The following is an 18,112-nucleotide window of genomic DNA, read 5'->3' as shown; positions in this document are numbered from 1 at the left end:
GAATTAGTTGATACAACATAATCAGGAAGGCGTTATGAACAGTCAATTTCAACCATTAAATTTCGGACACGATGAAACCATTAATATGCTTCGCGAGCATGTAAACGGATTCGCAACACAGCACATCGCTCCCATCGCGGCAAACGTAGATAAAGAAAATCAATTCCCAAACCAGCTATGGCAATTGTTCGGGGAAATGGGGTTATTGGGCGTCACAGTCAGTGAAGAATACGGTGGTGCCGATATGGGGTACCTAGCCCACGTAATCGCAATGGAAGAGATAAGCCGGGCTTCGGCTTCTGTTGCCCTCAGTTATGGTGCACATTCTAACCTTTGCGTGAATCAAATTTACCGAAATGGCACCCCAGCACAACGAGCGAAATATCTGCCCAAGCTTATCGATGGCTCTCATGTCGGCGCTCTGGCAATGAGTGAAGCCAATGCGGGATCGGATGTTGTGAGTATGCAGCTGAAAGCGGATTTAATTGATGACACCTATATTCTCAATGGCACCAAAATGTGGATCACCAACGGACCAGACGCTGACACGTTAGTGGTTTACGCCAAGACTGATTCACAGGCCAAGTCTCACGGGATCACGGCGTTCATTATTGAAAAGGGTTTTGAAGGGTTCAGTCATGCTCAGAAACTCGACAAGCTTGGAATGCGCGGATCAAATACGTGTGAGCTTGTTTTCGAACAGTGCAAAGTTCCTAAAGAAAATATCCTCGGAGAGCTAAATCAAGGTGTAAAAGTGCTGATGAGCGGTCTTGATTACGAGCGCGTTGTTCTTGCGGCTGGACCGTTAGGTATTATGCAAGCGTGTATGGATTTAGTTATTCCCTATGTCCACGATCGTAAACAGTTTGGTAAGGCTATTGGTGAGTTTCAACTGATACAAGCCAAAGTCGCTGATATGTACACTCGGATGAATGCAGCTCGTTCTTATGTCTATGCCGTTGCTGCGGCCTGTGACCGAGGAGACTCAACACGAAAAGATGCCGCAGGTGTCATTCTTTATAGTGCCGAGTTAGCGACACAAATGGCGCTAGATGCGATTCAACTTCTTGGAGGCAATGGTTACATCAACGAATTTCCCGCAGGCCGACTCTTACGCGATGCAAAACTGTATGAAATTGGTGCCGGTACCTCTGAAATTCGACGTATGCTGATTGGACGAGAACTTTTTGAAGAGTCAAAATAGCTAGAATCTTTGCCCTTACAATAAAGGCTTAAAGGAGCGTTAAATGGCCGTAATACTGACCAAAGCAAAACCCAATGACCCTCAATTCAAAGAGAATATGAAAGTCATGAGTGAGCTCGTTGCTAATCTTACCGCCAACTTAAACACCATTAAGCAAGGGGGTGGAAAAGCGGCTATTGAGCGTCAGCGAACTAAAGGGAAGTTACCAGTTCGTGAACGTATCAACGCGCTACTTGATGATGGGGCTGAGCTTCTAGAAATAGGACAATTTGCTGCGTGGCGGGTTTATGATGATTCAATTCCTTGCGCCGGAGTTGTCGCTGGCATAGGGTTGGTCGAAGGTATTAATTGTATGATCATCGCCAATGATCCTTCAGTCAAAGGTGGCACATATTATCCATTAACCGTTAAAAAGCACCTTCGAGCGCAAGAAATTGCAGAACGATGCCAACTGCCATGTCTCTATTTAGTCGACTCTGGGGGCGCAAATCTTCCCCACCAAGCAGACGTCTTTCCCGACAAAGATCATTTTGGACGAATCTTCTTTAACCAAGCTCGCATGTCAGCCAAAGGTATACCCCAAATCGCCGTTGTGTTAGGTCTTTGTACCGCAGGAGGGGCTTATATTCCTGCTATGGCTGACGTTTCTATTATCGTAAAAAATCAGGGCACCATATTCTTAGCTGGACCGCCACTCGTCAAAGCAGCAACAGGAGAAATTGTCACAGACGAAGCGCTCGGCGGCGCAGATGTCCACTGTAAAAAATCTGGTGTTGCTGACTATTATGCAAACAACGACCACCATGCACTAACACTGGCACGGGAAGCGCTCGCTAGCACGAACCTAAGCCCACCTACGCCACCAACCAAAACCATACTTCCACCCAGATACGATTCCAACGATTTATACGGGATCGTCAATGCCAACTTGCGCCTACTCTTTGACGTAAGAGAAGTGATCGCGCGAGTAGTAGACGATTCTGATTTCGATGAGTTTAAAGCGCTCTATGGCACAACTCTGGTGTGTGGTTTTGCGCACCTTTATGGCCGCCCTATCGGAATCGTGGCCAACAATGGCATTCTATTTTCGGAATCAGCTCAAAAAGGCGCACACTTTATTCAGCTCTGCGCCAAACGGAAAATCCCGCTGCTTTTTTTACAAAACATTACCGGATTCATGGTCGGTAAGAAATATGAGTCAGAAGGTATAGCCAAACACGGTGCAAAGTTAGTGATGGCGGTCGCTTGCGCTGATGTTCCTAAGTTCACTGTTATCGTCGGCGGTTCTTATGGTGCGGGTAATTATGGTATGTGTGGGCGCGCTTATGATCCTACTATGATATGGATGTGGCCGAACGCTCGAATATCCGTAATGGGAGGCGAACAAGCTGCGGGCGTGCTTGCTCAAGTGAAGAGCGATATTAAAAAACGCAACGACGAACCATGGACCGAAGAAGACGAGCTACAATTTAAACAACCCATTATTGAACAGTATGAAACAGAGGGACACCCATACTATGCCAGTGCAAGACTTTGGGATGATGGCATTATCGATCCTAAAGAGACTCGTTCTGTCTTAGGTCAAGCTTTAGTGGCTGCGCTGAATGCACCTGTTAAAGAGAGTGAATTTGGGATTTTCCGTATGTAGGCCGGTCATCATGAATAAACAGACACAAACAACTCACCCGGACTCAGCCCACGATAGCGTGAGCCAAGTGCTTTGCCATATTGACTGTAAAGGTGTTGCCACATTGACACTAAATCGTGTTGATAAACACAACGCCTTTGATGACAAACTTATCAAGCTTCTGAATAAGCAAATTAAAAAACTCGCTCGGCTCCCCTCTGTCCGCTGCTTGTTGCTTCGTGCGAACGGCAACTATTTCTCCTCTGGCGCAGACCTTAATTGGATGCAATCTATGGCTGAGCAAAGTCCTAGTGAGAATCGGCTGGACGCAGACAACCTAGCCCTGTTAATGCAACGATTAGATAACTTCCCCCGTCCAACTATTGCAGTTGTTCAAGGCAGTGCGTTCGGTGGCGCATTAGGGCTAATATGCTGTTGCGATATTGCCATAGCAACAGAGAATGCCCAATTTTGTCTTAGTGAAGTAAAACTAGGACTGGTTCCCGCAACCATCGCGCCTTATGTGTGCCGAGCCATTGGTACACGCCAAGCAAGGCGATACATGCTGACCGCTGAAAAGTTTAGCGCTATTACTGCATGCCAATTAGGTTTGCTGCATTACGTTGTAGAATCAAGTGTGGTTTACCACTATCAACACCAGAGTAAAGAGCAAAACCTGCGCTTGGAAGCTCAGGTTCAGTCAGTTGTTCATATGTTAATTTCAAACAGCCCGAATGCACTTAAAGAGACGAAAGCCCTTTGTCACATGTGCGAACAGCGGCCTATAGATCAAGAATTAATCGATCATACTAGTCAGTTAATCGCTGATGTTCGCAGTTCAAAGCAGGGACAAGAAGGGGTGCGAGCCTTTTTCGCCAAACGCCCACCCGCATGGAAACGTAGATAAATGCACAGTCAAAGTTCAGTTAGCCAACAAGACATTACTCTACCATCACACGTTAAGATCGTAGAAATGGGTGCAAGAGATGGGCTTCAAAACGAAGCGTTGATCAACACCGAGAACAAAGTTAATTTTATTAATCAACTGTCTGCCACTGGTCTAACCCATATTGAAGCCGGTTCATTTGTCTCTCCTAAGTGGGTGCCACAAATGGCTGACTCTAAACAGGTCATGGAAAAAGTCATTCGGCGACCTAATGTCATTTATTCCGCTTTGACTCCGAATCTTCAAGGGTTAGAACAAGCTATCGAGGCCGGCGCTGACCAAATCGCAATATTTACGTCGTGCTCAGAAAGCTTCAGCCAAAAGAACATCAATTGTACGCTAATGGAAAGTCTTGAACGCTTTATACCTGTGGTTGAACGCGCCAGCTCTTTGGATATACCCGTGCGAGGCTATTTATCCTGTGTCATCGACTGCCCTTATGATGGCGCAACGCCACCAGAACAAGTCGCAGAGATCGCAACTCTACTACTTGATGTTGGATGCATAGAAGTTTCATTAGGAGACACCATAGGCACAGGAACGCCCATTCGGGTTCAACAAATGCTGAGTGCTGTACAACAAGTCATCCCCACCCAACAGATTGCAGTGCACTTTCACGATACATGGGGACAGGCGCTCGCGAACATTTACCAAGCGCTAAAGATGGGCATAAACGTTATAGACAGTAGCGTCGCTGGGTTAGGTGGTTGCCCTTATGCTAAAGGCGCTAGTGGTAATGTCGCAACTGAAGATGTGCTGTATTTATGCCGCGAACTTGGTATTGAAACCGGTGTTGATTTGGATAAAGTGGCACAAGCTGGATGGGATATTTGTAAGGTCTTGAACAAAGAGCCAAACTCCAAAGTATCAATGGCGATGCGAGGTTAAAAACACTGCGTCACTTTCATGAATACACCTGAAAATATTCAGGTGTATTGTCGTCGCTTAACTAAAAATATTATTCTGCTTTTACTCTCGTGCTCGCATTGTTTGCATCGCCGACTCGTTGCGGTTGCTTTTTAATTGACGCAATAACGGCGATCAACATGGTCAATAGAAGCACAGCTAACGACAAATAAGTTGGTATCTCATAATCACTACCCACCAACATCATCTTGATGCCAATGAACACCATAATGAATGCTAAAGCAGGCTTGAGATAAACGAACTTATCCATCATCCCTTGAAGGACAAAGTAGAGTGAACGTAAACCCAATAGTGCAAATACATTCGCTGCCAAGACTAAAAATGGCTCTCTGGTTACTGCGAAAATAGCGGGGATTGAATCCAAAGCGAACATGACATCCATAAACGCGATGACTCCAACCACGATAAGCATCGGCGTTGCCCACCATTTACCCTGCTCTTTGACCCATATCGAGTTACCCTTGAACTCTGCTGTTACAGGAACAAAACGGCGAATGAGTTTTTCTGGCAGCGGATTTAGCTCTTCTTCGCCTGAACTTGTTGCTAACTTTATGCCTGTCCAAATCAAAAATAGAGCAAACACATACAACAGCCAGTGGTACTGTTCTAATAACTGCGCTCCAACTAAAATCATCACGGCACGTAAAAACAATGCACCGATCACGCCCCAAAGTAACGCTCTTGGCCGTAATTTTTCAGGCACTGCGTACTGATGGAATATAATCGCAAAGATAAACAGGTTATCGACACTCAATGACTTCTCAAGCAAGTATCCGGTGATGAACGATACCATTGCCTTTTGGGATGAATAGTCACTGTCAGGAGCATACACCTCCCAAAACAGTGAAATGCTGAAAGCGAACACAAAGGCGAGAGCGAACCAGAAGATACTCCAGATTGTAGCTTTTTTAATAGAAATGTTGCCGCCACGCGTTTGCCAAATATCGAGTGAAACAAGTGCGGTGGTTAGCAGGGCAAAGCCTACATAAACTTCAGGGGTCATAATTCCTCCAAATTGGAGGGCTGTCGGTATGAGTCTAGGGTGATTAACCGTAAGTCTGCAACTTTAATAACAAAGCCCTCCACAAACAAAATTAACGACAATAAGCACAGATAACTACGCTTAATATCGCTTTGATTGTGTTGGTCTTGTCGAAGTTGATTCACTATTGATGACTCAACTTATACTTACCGGAAAAGCGAAAGCTTAACGAGATGACGATAAGTAAACTAAAGGCGACTACTCCCCAAACAAGTGCATAGTATGGCTAAAGCAGTTGTTCGTCTACAGACAATATGTCAGGGTTTTGTGATAACTAGTATGAACAATACTAGTTATATAATCTAATCAACAACCGTCTTATACCGTTCAAACGAAGACTCACTCTATTTAATTGTAAAAGGGCGCATCATGCGCCCTTATATAATCACCTAATACTAGATTAATTCGTCAACTGGCTTTCCAGCATCTTCTCTAGTCGGTCTAGCGGTACATAACCAGACACGAGTTCGTCACCGATTAGCATTGCAGGTGTTCCACGTATCCCTAAGTCTTTCATTAAGTTGTAATTGGTTGCCATCATTTCAGTCGACAGTTTTTCAGCATTGTACTGCTTCTCTGTCCCTGTTTTCTGCGCCACCTTAAAGACTGAAGCTTCATTATGAGCACCCGGTTTACTGATCAACATATCATGGACTGCTTTGTATTTTTCTGGTGCTTGTTGCCAGACGTTCAATGCGTATGTTGTTGAATTATTTTTGCTTCTTAATTCCTTGAGTGGAACTAACAGGTTAATCACTTTTATCTGCTCTGGGTACTTATCAACTAGTTCATGAAGAACAGGGTCTAATTTTTTACACCACGGGCAGCTGTAGTCTGTCACATTCACAATCGTCACCGTTGGCTCTTTCGCACCAAATGACGATTGATTCGGGTTATTGTAAATGTAGTCATGGTTATGCTCTAACGCTTGGTCAAACACATTCTGCTCACTCAAATAGTTAATCAAACTCGTATGAAGGCCATCAATGAGTGATGGGTTTGAACTCAACATAGTATTAATCTCGTCCATTTTTTCATCTTGCGTTTTAGCCAAAGCTAACGGAGAGATCAGTAGCGCACCGATTAGTGCTGTAACAAATTTAACTTTCATCTTATTGTCCAAAATTCTTTTATTTATAGGAATGTACTTTTAGCAGTCAGTCTTGTGTTCTGACTATCGAGCAAGCCACAAACGAGCATAAAGACCCGGCGGAGTGGTTATGCCAGTGGTAATTGATTTCACTTCGCCATTACGAATAATCACAATGGTTGGCGTGACCGTTACTCCCCACTCTCGGAAGATGCTATTTCGATTGTCATTGATGTTTGAGAAATCATACCCATGGGCCTCAAGATAACGAGATACTCTTCTGTCTTCACCCGATGTTCCTGATATACCAACGACATGATAAGAGTCGCCTAATCGGTTGATTGTAGGCGTTACAAACTTACACGCCCCACACCATGTCGCCCAAAAATAGACCACGACAGGTTTCTCTTTACTCATCTCTATTACATCAATGTATTCCCCATCGAGCGATAAAGCCTGAATCGGTGACGGGACATCATTTGGCATGTCTTGAGCTCGCCAGTAATCCACACCTATGGACACGACGGTAATAACCACCACATACATGAGTACTTCTTTAAGCCAGTACTTCCAAGTACGCTTCTTTTTGGGCTTGCTGGCCTTTGTTTCTTTGCCTTTGGTCATCTTAGTGTTCATTTTTTACCACCACTTGCTTGGTTAATGGCGTCAATGACAACGTCGCTGTTTAAGATGACAGGTAACGGGATTCCATCTGGTGCCTGTGGTCCATAAACAATGTTAAATGGGACGCCAAATCGACCGTGAGAACGAAGATAAGCCGTCACACTCTCACTTGGACGCGTCCAGTCACCTTGCATGGTAATAACATCTGGGTGTTGAAGCGTGCTATAAACCGGCTCTTGAAGTACCACACCAATTTTATTGGCCTTACATGTAATACACCAATCCGCAGTAATATCGACAAACACAGTTTTCCCATTTGCGACATGTTGTGAAATGGCATCAGTAGACAGTGTTTGCCATTCTGGCTCTGGCGGTAAAGGGCTAGCCCATTTATCAGCCGTCATACTGCCTATGATCATGCCACCGGCAATTAGGGCAATTGTTAAGCCACCAGCCCAAGCCGCTGCCTTCTCTCCATGTACTTTCAATGTACGAATAAAGAGAGTAATTACCGCCGCAATTGCAATGACATACACCCATAAAATCGGTAAGTGGTTTGACAGCAACGTAAGAAGCCAGATGCTCGTCAGTAGCATCATGCCGCCAAATAAATACTTAACGTTGTTCATCCAAGCGCCAGGTTTAGGCAGAGAGAGAGCTATCGCAGGGAAGATTGATACCAATATCCAAGGCAGCGCCATACCTAAGCCTAAAGCTATAAATATCGCGAACATCGTTGGAATGTTCGTTGCCAAGGCAAATGCAACAGCGGTTCCTAGGAAAGGAGCAGAACACGGCGTTGCAAGCAGTGTTGCGAACATACCTTGAGTGAAGTGACCACTGTATGAGTTGTCCCCTTTTGTCGCCATCCAAGTATTGGTGTTTGAGGATAAGCGAATCTCAAATAAGCCCAACATATTGGCGCCAAACAGCGCAGTGATTAGCACCATTAAGCCAATGAACCTACCACTTTGAAACTGTATTCCCCAACCTACTGCATTGCCTGTCAGCTTGAGTGCTGCTAGGAAGGAAGCAATCAGGAGAAATGATGTCAAAATACCTGCAGACGAGGCCAGAAACTGGAGTCTAATTTGCCTTCTGTTAAGCGACGACGCTGAAACCACACTGCTTAGTTTCATGCCTAGAACTGGAAGCACACAAGGCATAATATTTAGGATAAGTCCGCCTAAGAACGCAAACAAAAACATCTTTTCAATGGATAAACTCGTATCGACTTCAGTAATGATTTTCGACACAACTATCGTAGGTAACTCTGTAATGAAGTCTTGATCATCAATGGTTACCAAGATTTCTTCGCCACCGAGATCTGGCGTACCCATCCAACTTGTCACGTCGAATGTGGCTACTAGATTATCACCTTCAACCCGAATGACCGGACGTGTAAACGCGGCGTCTTCAACTTCTTCTGAGTGCCCATCTACGAGAATATCCGGTTTATCCCACCCTATTTTCTTAACTGCAGTAACTTGCAGTTTGCTCTTGCCTTGATCCCAAATCGCACTAATTTCTTGAATCAGTGGTGAGGCTTTAGGTACCTGACTGAGCCCTTGAGCGTAGATGTGCATCGCCGCATCAGATAGCAATAAATCTGATGGTACGAAAGTCAATTCAAGAGGGTAATCGGTAAGAACACACACCGTTGTACATGAAGACAGCGTCAAGTTTGACTTGAACGTCACCGGTGCATTCATATCTTCAACATGAAGAGTCATGGGGAAAACGACCCGCTTTTTGTAGCCGAGTGTTTCTATACCTAGCAGGCTGAACCTCTGCGGGTATGGCCATAACCAATCCACATCATTAACATTTACGGATTCATCCCAAGTCATGCTTGGCTTAATTCCACCCTCACCAGGGCTACGCCAATAGGTCTTCCAATCTCCAGCCAGTTTAACTTCAAGAAAGCCTTCGACTGTTTTCTGAGACTCATTCACTTGCCCTGTTACGACAAAGCGCGTCTCTACGGGTGGGTGATCTGGATTTTGTAACCAGCCAGTGCTAACAGTATCTGCACTTAATGAAGTCTCTGGTACAGGTTGAGCCAATGCTTTGGGGATAAGTACATATGCGCTGCCTAAAAGAATGACCAACCATATGAAGGCTGATACCGCAGCAAAATTGATTTTTTTCATCTGTGTTCCTATAAAAATAAAGATATAACGAATCGCTGGCTAAGCCAGTAATCGAAATTTTTATTCTCTAAACACACACAAGGTTAAATGAGTCCGCCGTTTGGGGACAATTGGTTCGGTAAAAGATGAGAAGTTACCCGGCAACGACATCAATAATGCGATAAATAGGAGCGCAAAAATGAACATCATCAGAGGATAGTCATCGATTTGATGCTGGTGAGCATTAAGTAACTGCTTCGAGAGTTCACACTCTTGAGTTAAGTTGCTGTCTTCTTGTTGAGCACCTAACGATGAAGCCGTATTAAGCGGTGTAGACACAGGGGTAACTTGAGCATAACCATTCGTTTCTTGAGAGTAGCCGTTTGTGTCTAGCGAGTAATTGATAGAACAAACTTGGAAGAATCCAGCATTTTGAGCCACGCACACAAATACGACCCACCATACGATCGCAAGCGACCATCGGGCTAATCTGTATTTGTTTTGAGGAGTCTTCATAGCTTCAACTGCAAAAATAAGTGCCGTGTATTGTGATTGTTTTTATAGGACAAATTCAAGTGCTATTTGTTCAATACACAAGAAAATATAATTAATGCGTACGTATAAAAGGGACATTTATCAGCTAGGGCAATAAAAGGGCTTTATCCAACATAAATTGTGGTAGGACTATGCCCCACCGTTTTAACTCATACTCGCTAAAGATAAAACGCCCACGAGCAGGGGTCACAATAGGACGTAACGCTCCACTGCTAAAGTAGTCATTGACCAGTTTGGCCGCTTCTTCCCCTTGCTGCTCACCACTGATAGTTAAACCGCCAATAGTTTTACCCTTACCTATCGAATAACTCCAAAAAGAAAAAACCGGAACAGGGCTATTATTACTGGTCCACTCGCTCACCTCATCTAACGGGACATTATCGCCTGACTCATCACTGAGAGCCGCGTAATTGGCAATGATTAAAGCATCATAGTGCAACTCTTTAGCGTTCAAAACGCGCTCTTTCCAAGTTTTATAATCACTAATCAGTGAGCTGCTTACCGTAATACCCAAAATAGATTGTTCAACTTTGTTATTAAACGACGTTTCTAAAATTGCATGCGATGTCGCTCTATTATCCATCATCACATTGACATGTTTTAGCTCCGGCAATAACTTTATCAACATAGACACTGACCGATTCATTAAAGGCCGTTCAATGGCACCGGACGTATATGCGTTCAATTCAAGGTAGTCACGAGGATTGGAATTTATACCGAGAAAGACGAGTGGAATATTATTTTCAGTTATTTTTCGCCCTAATAATCTAAGTGCATTGTCATCCGCTAATACAACCAAATCAGGCTTTTTCTGCTCAATAAAATGCCACGCACTGTTTGAAATGGCTGAGAATTCAACATCGGGTTTACGCTTTGTATCCAACTCATATTCATCTAATTGAATCTTTCCTATCTCATTCAAAAAACCAGTTCGGTACTGCTGCACCCACGGATAAGAAAAATGATAACTATGAATAAAGACGACACGGCTTGCTGTAGCCAATGTACTGAACAGTAGTAGAAAAAGTAGTAAAGCGATCCGGTTCATGCCATGCCCCCTTTGCTTTTACAATTGTAGTCAATTCCACAGCGCTTACATCTTCGTTTAAATAACGTTAGCTGTTACTTTATGCTTGAGGGTCAATCATTGCAGATTATAGCTCCGCACTAGAACTACCCACAGTGATACTAGCGTTACGAGCAGATGCTTTATTAGAATTGAGTTTGGGTATAGGCGACGCACTTTTAATTTGAATAAGTAAACAGAGAATAATGGACGAGATCCCTACCCAGCCCAATTTCGTAAGCTGTTCCCCAACGATAACAACGGCTAACACAGTTGCAACGAGCGGCTCCAGTAATGTGATTAATGTTGCTTTACTAGCTTCGATATATCGAAGACCATAGCCAAAACAGAGATAACCAATGAACATTGGAATTGTAGCCAGATAAAGTGCAATCATCGTATGTTCAGCATCTCTAAAAAGGTTATCCCCCGTATACAAAAGTGACGGTAGTAAAAGCAAACAGGCCAAACCAAATAAACATCCCATACTCGATTTTGACGAAATCCCTTTATCAATAAGCTCTTTTGCCGCCCATGAATAAAAGGCATAAGTCAGTCCTGCAATAAGCCCTAATACTAGCCCAAGGTTATGTCTGGTAAATTCAGTGTCTGGAGAATATTGGTGCGGATGGCTGAATGCTAAGAAAGTTATCCCTAGCCCTCCAAATGCAAAACTAACCACCCAAGATACCTTAATCGACTTCTTGCTAATAAGACGTTCAAGTATTGCTGTAAAAAACGGGGCGCTCGCGATCGATACGACGGTACCTATCGCAATGCCAGACCAGTTCATTGAGGTATAAAACGCCAATGGATATAGAGCGACTGATAGACTTCCTATAAGCAGCAATAATGGATTAGAGAGCAGCATTGGCATGTCTCTCTTAATGGCCTTATAGGAGTATATTAAAAGTAACAGCCCTCCAAGTCCTGTTGAAAATGCACCGATTGCCAGTGGACTCACACCTGAAGTTAGGCTTGCTGTTGTACCCGTCGTCCCCCACAAAACACTTGAAAAAGTAACCGCACCAATCCCTCGTAAAATTTTGTTAGCCTTTAACATATCGATTCTTCATCCTTAATAAATTAAGGGTGATATTAATACGAGATAATTCACTTGTTCTTGCAGAAAGGACTATTCCTACAGCAACTAAGACGTAATTATTGAGAGAATTTAGAAGGTGTTAAGCCGAAGTACTGAGTAAATCGACGGCTAAATGCGGTTGGATCACGGTAGCCAACATTTTCCGCAACAATCGAAATTGGGTAATCGGTATTAAGCAATAGAGCCTGCGCTTTCTCCATACGCATTTGCGTTAAATATTGCATAACAGAGAGCTTGGTCTGTTTTTTAAAAATCAATTTTAATTGTGTCGGGCTTAGGCACGCAATATGAGCTAAAGACTCTATCGAAAAGTCGTCGCTTAAGTTTTCTTCCATATGATCCAACACGTTTCTGACTCGATGATCCAACTGCTTCACTAACCTTTGCTCTTTTAGTAATCCATTAAAAAGAGCAAAGACCTGACCTTCTAGTGTATTACTCACCTGAAAAATAAGCTGCTGTTCGACAAAGGATAGAAAACTCTTAAGTGGAGGTGTGATGGTAAATACCACGACATCCGAGTTAGTGAGATTTCCTGGCAGTTCGTCCATATCGACGATAACGAATTTCGCATGGTCTTGAGCGGTAAAGTAATGCATTTGACCCGTTTGGATAATGACACACTCTCCAGGTGTCACCTTCCCCGTGTAAGATTCTATCTCTAGATTTATCACACCTCGCAATGGGAGAACAAGCTGATGAAAGGGGTGAGAATGTCCCCTTTTTTGGCGACTGTAAGAACGAATCGAGATTGTGTTAGACATAACCTTACCGCAAATAAGAATTAGATGGCGTCAATTGCACTAGCCTATCCCAACATTCGTATTCACTAAAGTCAGAGGGTTGAAAATGGTGATAGTTGATCACTATGAGAATAGATTAACGTTTAATTCCACATCTATCGATTTGTATAAGATGGCAATATAACTTGTGCGTTTTGCGACCGCTGCGACAGCAATTTCAACCCACCAACACTATGCTGACCCAAGTGAATCAAGAAAGAGGAATAGTTATGAAATACAAACACATCCTAGTTGCACTAGAGCTTTCAGACGACAGTAAAATACTCATCGATCGAGCTATCTTCCTTGCAAAAACCATGGGCGCTGAGATCTCCTTCGTCCACATGGACGGGACACATGGTGAAATCTATCCGGATCTTATCGACATCACAACAGGCGTCGAAGACATTCCTTTAAAGCAAAACTCCATCGACCAACTTAGAACGTTTGAAGCTTATACCGACTTCCCTATTAAGTCTTTCTTTGTCGGCACGGGAGATTTAAGTAATAAGCTCCACGACACTATCATTGATAACAATGTCGATCTGTTAATATGCGGTCACCACCACGACTTTTGGAGCAGTATTGTTTCTTACTCCAAGCACCTAATAAACAAGTCACCTGTGGATATTCTAATTGTGCCCATTGAAACTTAACTTGGTAAATATCGTTATTTATATGCGTAGCTAGCCCATTGATAGCTACGCATTTTCTTCTCTATTGTTTCTAAAATCTGTTATCTTCGGAATTCAAAATAAAGATGTATGATCTGCAAGAGGCATGAATGGCAACAATTTCAGATGTATCTCGTATTGCTGGAGTTTCAAAAGCGACGGTTTCTCGTGTCATTAATGGTACGGGGCAAGTCAAAGAAAGCACTCGAGAATTAGTTAACTCTGTCATGTCAGAACTTAACTATAAACCTAGCTCAGTCGCTCAAGCCTTAGCAACAAAAAGTGGTAATAGCATTGGATTAGTCCTTTCAGATTTCACCGGAAGTTATTTTGGAATTTTGCTCAAACAAGCCTCTGTTAGCGCCGATCTAATGGGTAAGCAACTTCTGATTGCGGATGGACATAACCAAGCAGAGAGTGAACTAAAAGCCGTACACTCATTGGTTGAAAAGAGATGTGATGTCATCGTTTTGTATAGTCGAATGCTATCAAGCGATCAAATCATTGCACTCAATCATTCCATTGATATTCCGTTAGTGAATGTAGGCCGAGAGTTACCATTAAGTGCAGGCTATTCCATTGCATTTGATCAGCAACATGCTGTCAAGATGGCGGTTGAACACCTGTTAAATTCCGGCCACAGAAAGTTGACCTATATTGGCCCAAAGCCCGCCACACCTACGTCGTCATCTCGTTCAAACGGTTTCAATAAGGCCATAATGGCACACCCCGAACTTTTGCTAGAATCTCGCCAAATCGCCTGTGAATTTGGTTATATAGAAGGGTATGCCGCCGGAAAAGAACTCATAGCAGAAGGGCTGTTGGATACTGCAATCGTTGCCGCTTCAGATGATATTGCCATCGGTTGCATTAAAGCATTGACCGAACATGGGCTATCAGTACCTAAGGATATATCTATTGTTAGTATTGATAACGATCCTTGTAGTGCATTCATTGAACCAGCACTTACAACCGTTGAAGTTCCCATTCAAACGATTATGGCGCAGGCCATGTCTGTCGCACAAAGGCTCATTCAAGGAGACCTTTCATTTGAATCAGAGGTGATTCGCGGGCAACTCATCGTACGAAATTCGACTATGTCTAACTCGCTCTAGTTCATCTTCCTAACCTCCCCTTTTTTGCTATTAATTCACCTTAAAATGGGGGGTATTACTTCTGTTTCCTTTCTTCTTTCTATATCGCCCTAAACCTAATTCTCCTTCTTTTATCTACAAAAACATCACTAGTTTACATTCGTTTAAAAATTAGACATAGCCAGCATAAATCGATCATATGTTACTCATTGCAATGATTTGTGGTGTATATATGTAACCGGTTACCGAAACCGGTTACATTAAAATCATAAGTGGTTATACACGGAAAGGAGAAACGATATGAAGATATTCCTCTGCTGTGCTGCTGGTATGTCAACAAGCATGCTCGTGAGCAAAATGGAAAAGGCGGCAATAGAAAAAGGCGTTAAGTGTGAAATATCAGCGCATTCAATCTCAGAGTTTGATGAGTGCATCAAATGGAGCGATGTCTGCTTGGTTGCTCCCCAAGTAAAATTCAAATATGAGGAGTTTAGACAAGTAGCCAAAGAGCAAAATAAGGGCTGCGGACTGATCGATATGATGAATTATGGATTATTAAAAGGCGATGCAGTATTAGAACAAGCAATTTCACTCTATCAAGCCCACGAAACTATGGAGAGTTAGCAAAATGGCACTATTTGATAACGTATTGAGGTTTGTCGAAACTGTCGTAGCACCTGCTGCTGGCAAAATTTCCGCACAAAAACATGTAAATGCAATTAAAGATGGGTTTGTTTCAACAATGCCATTTCTAATTGTTGGTTCGCTACTGCTGGTTTTAGCTTTCCCACCCTCAGACGGTAATTTCTTCTTTGATGCTTGGCATGGGTTGATTGAAATCATTGGTAAAGACAATATTCTTACCCCTTTCCAACTTAGTATGGGGATTTTCGCCCTTTACGCTTCGTTTGGTATCGGCTTTAGTTTGGCAGAAGCCTATAAATTACGCCCAATGAACACTGGCATGTTATCTATGTTTGCATTCTTGCTGGCTGCCGCTCCTATGGTCAATGTCGAAATCGGTGGTGTTCTACCGGGTGCATTTCTCGGCGGAACGGGGGCTTTTACCGCCATCATCTGTGGTTTATTTGTACCTGAAATGCAAAGACTGCTGATCAAGTACAATATCCGTATCAAAATGCCTGAAGCGGTTCCACCAAAAATATCCGCATCATTTGATTTATTGATTCCCATTGTATTTATCTCAATCATCGTCATGACCATCAATGTATACCTAGCTCAGCACGGTATGAAAATACCCGATGCAATTATGACGTTATTCCAACCCTTGGTGCTCGCATCAGACAGCTATATTGCATGTTTACTCGCGGTATTACTGATTCAATTGCTTTGGTTTAGTGGCATTCACGGCGGTTCCGTTGTAGGCGGGATCATTGGGCCTATGCTTCTGATTAACCTAGGGCTAAACCAAGAAGCACTCGCTGCAGGTGAACCTTTACCCGCCATCTTTATTAACCCTGTCATGGACTTCTTTATCTTTGTAGGCGGCGCGGGCGGCACTTGGGGGTTAGTTATCTTAATGATGCGCTCTAAGGCGGCTCAACTTAAGACCATAGGGAAAATGTCCATAATTCCAGGTACGTTCAACATCAACGAGCCGGTCATCTTTGGCACCCCTATAGTCATGAACCCAATATATTTTATCCCTTGGCTTCTTGCGCCGACATTGAACACAACCATTGTTTGGTTTGCATTTAAAGCAGGGTTTGTCGCCAAGATCATTGCTATTCCACCATGGACAATGCCAGCACCAATAGGAGCCATCATTGCAACCAACTCTGGAACAGCTGCACTCGTCGTTATCAGCAGCATCTTAGTCAGTGCACTCGTCTTCTACCCATTCTTAAAAGTACATGAGAGACAGTTACTCGCAGAAGAAAACGCATTAGATACTGCCCAGTCTACAGCTACACAAGGAAAGCTCGATGAATGTAAAAATTAATAGTAATGAGGACATCACTGAAGAATTTCTGATGTCTCTCCTTTGCCAGGTTGGCGAAGCACGTTCGACATTTATGGAAGCAATGACCACTGCACGTAAAGGTCAGTTCCAACACGCGCATCAACTATTACTGGATGGTGATAAAGCACTGAGTTCCGTTCATAAAGCGCAAACGTCATTAATTGGTTTCGATGAGGGAGCAGGCAAAGTCACTATGACGCTCATCCTAACCCATATTCAAGACCATATTATGACGACAATGTTGTGTCGAGAAATGGCCGAAGAGATCGTAGCGATTCACCATCAACTACATAAGGTAAGAAGTCATGAAGAAGCGCATATTTGATTATACTGCTGAAGATGTTCGGAATGCTTCACGAAAAGATATTGTAGACAGCATTCAAAACTCAGAGGGACGCACCATAATGGTCGAAAATGTCGTCGCGATTACACCACCACTGGATGTAGTGTCTGGTCCAGAAATTGCGGCAGCCTTTGGGGCTGACATGATCACATTGAATTGCTTAGATGTCATGAACCCAGCTATCAAAATTTTATCTGAAAACCCTGATGAAATAATGTCGATACAAGAAGTAAAAAAGGCCACAGGACGCTTAATAGGTTGCAATTTGGAGCCTGTTCCAGAAAGTGTCAACCACGTTGATATCGGGCGAACTGTTACAAGAGAAACCGTAGAGCGCGCAATCGCAATTGGGCTTGATTATGTCATGCTCACTGGAAACCCAGGCAACGCAGTCACGCAAGAAACGATTCTAGGTGCGATCAGTTTAGTACGGGAAGTGTCTCAAGATATCATTGTTGTCGCTGGGAAAATGCACGCTGGCGGTGTAGGTAATGACTATAACCTGAATATTATTCCTAACTTCGCTGAAGCAGGGGCTGATGTCATGATGTTTCCAGCCCCATACACTACGCCTGGGGTTGACGCAGATCTCGCCAGAAAGATGATGACGGCAGTCCACCAACGCGGAATGCTCGGCATGTTGGCCATTGGTACTTCTCAAGAGGGAGCGACAGAGTCCTATATCGAACAAGTGGCTATGGCTTCTAAGGCAGCCGGCGCTGATATCGTACATATTGGCGATGGTGGATATAGCGGTATCGCACCGCCAGAAAATATAATGCAATTAGGCTTAACGCTTAGAGGAAGACGACATCAATATAAACGAATGGCTAATCGCCGATAAATAATCACACAATAATTACCATCAAATCCATAATTTAGTCAAAATATGAACAAGCCAGCCACTCCCTAGGCTG

The 18,112-nt window shown here is 43.4% G+C and carries 18 protein-coding genes; 10 read left to right on the top strand and 8 right to left on the bottom strand.

Annotation, left to right across the window (positions count from 1 at the left end):
- The first annotated feature begins 34 nt into the window (after positions 1 to 34).
- The 4 genes from L4D20_RS02980 to L4D20_RS02965 are packed head-to-tail and all read left to right on the top strand — an operon-like array spanning position 35 to position 4,665.
- Positions 35 to 1,204 carry an isovaleryl-CoA dehydrogenase gene (locus L4D20_RS02980; protein WP_428800066.1) on the top strand — a complete coding sequence of 390 codons (1,170 nt, stop codon included), beginning with the start codon at positions 35 to 37 and terminating at the stop codon, positions 1,202 to 1,204.
- Positions 1,205 to 1,247: 43 nt separating this feature from the next.
- On the top strand, positions 1,248 to 2,852 hold the full coding sequence (locus tag L4D20_RS02975) for a carboxyl transferase domain-containing protein (RefSeq protein ID WP_428800065.1): 1,605 nt from the start codon (positions 1,248 to 1,250) through the stop codon (positions 2,850 to 2,852).
- A gap of 10 nt (positions 2,853 to 2,862) precedes the next feature.
- Positions 2,863 to 3,738: an enoyl-CoA hydratase-related protein gene (locus tag L4D20_RS02970; RefSeq protein ID WP_428800064.1), complete on the top strand. Its 876-nt coding sequence runs from the start codon at positions 2,863 to 2,865 to the stop codon at positions 3,736 to 3,738.
- 33 nt (positions 3,739 to 3,771) lie between these two features.
- Complete coding sequence (locus L4D20_RS02965; RefSeq protein ID WP_428800746.1) at positions 3,772 to 4,665, top strand: hydroxymethylglutaryl-CoA lyase; 894 nt, start codon at positions 3,772 to 3,774, stop codon at positions 4,663 to 4,665.
- Positions 4,666 to 4,735: 70 nt separating this feature from the next.
- On the opposite strand, the gene L4D20_RS02960 is transcribed toward L4D20_RS02965, so the two are convergent.
- The 8 genes from L4D20_RS02960 to L4D20_RS02925 all read right to left on the bottom strand — a co-directional run bounded on the left by L4D20_RS02960 (position 4,736) and on the right by L4D20_RS02925 (position 13,082).
- Entirely contained in the window at positions 4,736 to 5,707 is a 972-nt protein-coding gene (locus tag L4D20_RS02960) for a TerC/Alx family metal homeostasis membrane protein (RefSeq protein ID WP_428800063.1), read from the bottom strand.
- Positions 5,708 to 6,146: 439 nt separating this feature from the next.
- Positions 6,147 to 6,857, bottom strand: coding sequence for a DsbA family protein (locus L4D20_RS02955; protein ID WP_428800062.1), 711 nt, complete (start codon positions 6,855 to 6,857; stop codon positions 6,147 to 6,149).
- 63 nt (positions 6,858 to 6,920) lie between these two features.
- Entirely contained in the window at positions 6,921 to 7,472 is a 552-nt protein-coding gene (locus L4D20_RS02950; RefSeq protein ID WP_428800061.1) for a protein disulfide oxidoreductase, read from the bottom strand.
- Positions 7,469 to 9,613: a protein-disulfide reductase DsbD family protein gene (locus L4D20_RS02945; RefSeq protein ID WP_428800060.1), complete on the bottom strand. Its 2,145-nt coding sequence runs from the start codon at positions 9,611 to 9,613 to the stop codon at positions 7,469 to 7,471. Before L4D20_RS02945 ends, L4D20_RS02950 begins: the two co-directional genes overlap by 4 nt.
- A 60-nt stretch (positions 9,614 to 9,673) precedes the next feature.
- On the bottom strand, positions 9,674 to 10,108 hold the full coding sequence (locus L4D20_RS02940) for a copper resistance protein (RefSeq protein WP_428800059.1): 435 nt from the start codon (positions 10,106 to 10,108) through the stop codon (positions 9,674 to 9,676).
- A gap of 124 nt (positions 10,109 to 10,232) precedes the next feature.
- Positions 10,233 to 11,195, bottom strand: coding sequence for an ABC transporter substrate-binding protein (locus tag L4D20_RS02935; protein ID WP_428800058.1), 963 nt, complete (start codon positions 11,193 to 11,195; stop codon positions 10,233 to 10,235).
- A gap of 106 nt (positions 11,196 to 11,301) precedes the next feature.
- The gene (locus tag L4D20_RS02930; RefSeq protein WP_428800057.1) at positions 11,302 to 12,276 is read right to left on the bottom strand and encodes a DMT family transporter; all 975 of its coding nucleotides are present in this window, start codon (positions 12,274 to 12,276) and stop codon (positions 11,302 to 11,304) included.
- A gap of 98 nt (positions 12,277 to 12,374) precedes the next feature.
- Positions 12,375 to 13,082: a helix-turn-helix domain-containing protein gene (locus tag L4D20_RS02925; RefSeq protein WP_428800056.1), complete on the bottom strand. Its 708-nt coding sequence runs from the start codon at positions 13,080 to 13,082 to the stop codon at positions 12,375 to 12,377.
- A 248-nt stretch (positions 13,083 to 13,330) separates the two neighbouring features.
- On the opposite strand from L4D20_RS02925, the gene L4D20_RS02920 reads away from it, so the two are divergent.
- The 6 genes from L4D20_RS02920 to L4D20_RS02895 all read left to right on the top strand — a co-directional run bounded on the left by L4D20_RS02920 (position 13,331) and on the right by L4D20_RS02895 (position 18,039).
- Complete coding sequence (locus L4D20_RS02920; protein WP_428800055.1) at positions 13,331 to 13,756, top strand: universal stress protein; 426 nt, start codon at positions 13,331 to 13,333, stop codon at positions 13,754 to 13,756.
- A gap of 128 nt (positions 13,757 to 13,884) precedes the next feature.
- Positions 13,885 to 14,889, top strand: coding sequence for a LacI family DNA-binding transcriptional regulator (locus L4D20_RS02915; RefSeq protein ID WP_428800054.1), 1,005 nt, complete (start codon positions 13,885 to 13,887; stop codon positions 14,887 to 14,889).
- Positions 14,890 to 15,168: 279 nt separating this feature from the next.
- Positions 15,169 to 15,492, top strand: a complete 324-nt coding sequence (locus tag L4D20_RS02910; protein WP_428800053.1) for a PTS sugar transporter subunit IIB — start codon at positions 15,169 to 15,171, stop codon at positions 15,490 to 15,492.
- Between the two features lie 4 nt (positions 15,493 to 15,496).
- Complete coding sequence (locus L4D20_RS02905; protein WP_428800052.1) at positions 15,497 to 16,831, top strand: PTS sugar transporter subunit IIC; 1,335 nt, start codon at positions 15,497 to 15,499, stop codon at positions 16,829 to 16,831.
- A complete protein-coding gene (locus L4D20_RS02900) occupies positions 16,815 to 17,177 on the top strand; it encodes a PTS lactose/cellobiose transporter subunit IIA (protein ID WP_428800051.1) in 363 nt (120 codons plus the stop codon). The genes L4D20_RS02905 and L4D20_RS02900 overlap by 17 nt, the downstream gene beginning before the upstream one ends.
- Positions 17,158 to 18,039 carry a DUF7916 family protein gene (locus tag L4D20_RS02895; protein WP_428800050.1) on the top strand — a complete coding sequence of 294 codons (882 nt, stop codon included), beginning with the start codon at positions 17,158 to 17,160 and terminating at the stop codon, positions 18,037 to 18,039. The genes L4D20_RS02900 and L4D20_RS02895 overlap by 20 nt, the downstream gene beginning before the upstream one ends.
- Positions 18,040 to 18,112: the final 73 nt, after the last annotated feature.

Source organism: Vibrio kyushuensis (assembly GCF_050337325.1).
Classification (GTDB): Bacteria; Pseudomonadota; Gammaproteobacteria; order Enterobacterales; family Vibrionaceae; genus Vibrio; species Vibrio kyushuensis.
This window is presented reverse-complemented; position numbering and strand designations above follow the sequence as displayed.

Bases quoted from the DNA above. Each gene is read 5' to 3' on its own strand.
- L4D20_RS02930 (WP_428800057.1), bottom strand. From the start codon at position 12,276: ATGTTAAAGGCTAACAAAATTTTACGAGGGATTGGTGCGGTTACTTTT.
- L4D20_RS02980 (WP_428800066.1), top strand. From the start codon at position 35: ATGAACAGTCAATTTCAACCATTAAATTTCGGACACGATGAAACCATT.
- L4D20_RS02940 (WP_428800059.1), bottom strand. From the start codon at position 10,108: ATGAAGACTCCTCAAAACAAATACAGATTAGCCCGATGGTCGCTTGCG.
- L4D20_RS02905 (WP_428800052.1), top strand. From the start codon at position 15,497: ATGGCACTATTTGATAACGTATTGAGGTTTGTCGAAACTGTCGTAGCA.
- L4D20_RS02925 (WP_428800056.1), bottom strand. From the start codon at position 13,082: ATGTCTAACACAATCTCGATTCGTTCTTACAGTCGCCAAAAAAGGGGA.
- L4D20_RS02975 (WP_428800065.1), top strand. From the start codon at position 1,248: ATGGCCGTAATACTGACCAAAGCAAAACCCAATGACCCTCAATTCAAA.
- L4D20_RS02960 (WP_428800063.1), bottom strand. From the start codon at position 5,707: ATGACCCCTGAAGTTTATGTAGGCTTTGCCCTGCTAACCACCGCACTT.
- L4D20_RS02915 (WP_428800054.1), top strand. From the start codon at position 13,885: ATGGCAACAATTTCAGATGTATCTCGTATTGCTGGAGTTTCAAAAGCG.
- L4D20_RS02955 (WP_428800062.1), bottom strand. From the start codon at position 6,857: ATGAAAGTTAAATTTGTTACAGCACTAATCGGTGCGCTACTGATCTCT.
- L4D20_RS02920 (WP_428800055.1), top strand. From the start codon at position 13,331: ATGAAATACAAACACATCCTAGTTGCACTAGAGCTTTCAGACGACAGT.
- L4D20_RS02945 (WP_428800060.1), bottom strand. From the start codon at position 9,613: ATGAAAAAAATCAATTTTGCTGCGGTATCAGCCTTCATATGGTTGGTC.
- L4D20_RS02910 (WP_428800053.1), top strand. From the start codon at position 15,169: ATGAAGATATTCCTCTGCTGTGCTGCTGGTATGTCAACAAGCATGCTC.
- L4D20_RS02935 (WP_428800058.1), bottom strand. From the start codon at position 11,195: ATGAACCGGATCGCTTTACTACTTTTTCTACTACTGTTCAGTACATTG.
- L4D20_RS02895 (WP_428800050.1), top strand. From the start codon at position 17,158: ATGAAGAAGCGCATATTTGATTATACTGCTGAAGATGTTCGGAATGCT.
- L4D20_RS02950 (WP_428800061.1), bottom strand. From the start codon at position 7,472: ATGAACACTAAGATGACCAAAGGCAAAGAAACAAAGGCCAGCAAGCCC.
- L4D20_RS02900 (WP_428800051.1), top strand. From the start codon at position 16,815: ATGAATGTAAAAATTAATAGTAATGAGGACATCACTGAAGAATTTCTG.
- L4D20_RS02970 (WP_428800064.1), top strand. From the start codon at position 2,863: ATGAATAAACAGACACAAACAACTCACCCGGACTCAGCCCACGATAGC.